The 416-nt window shown below is 39.7% G+C and carries 1 protein-coding gene; it reads right to left on the bottom strand.

Features of this window, described 5'->3' with window-relative positions; genetic code table 11:
• On the bottom strand, positions 1–416 hold a 416-nt coding region (locus CS062_RS25565), incomplete at both ends, for a DUF5118 domain-containing protein (RefSeq protein WP_143742579.1).

A 416-nucleotide genomic window follows, 5' to 3' on the forward strand; every position in this document is an offset into this window, starting at 1 on the left:
CACCTGATTATCTCCTTTGAAATAGTCAGTTACATCCAATACAACAGAAGTACTGTCTTTACCATATGCTGCGATCGGGAAAGACGCAGCAATAGCGTTCAGGTTAGAATTGGTAACTGCTTTGTAAATATCATCTTTAGGATCAGCAGCATTCACCAATGTAATGGTGCGAAGGAAAATATTATTATTAGGTCCTTTTTCAAATGTAAGTGTTTGCTGATTGGCTACTTCACCACCATAAGCACCTCTTCCGTTTCCGGCAATAGCAGGTACTTTAATGTAGCGGGTAACAGCCAGGATCTCACGACCTAGAATAGTATTGGGAACTTCAAAGTAGTACTTGTCATCTACTTTGTGAACTGTGATCATCCCTTTTTGAGAGATGGCTTTATTGGTAATAACATCCTTGTAAGCAC

It is taken from the genome of Roseateles chitinivorans, assembly GCF_002761755.1.
Taxonomy (GTDB): Bacteria; Pseudomonadota; Gammaproteobacteria; order Burkholderiales; family Burkholderiaceae_C; genus Roseateles; species Roseateles chitinivorans.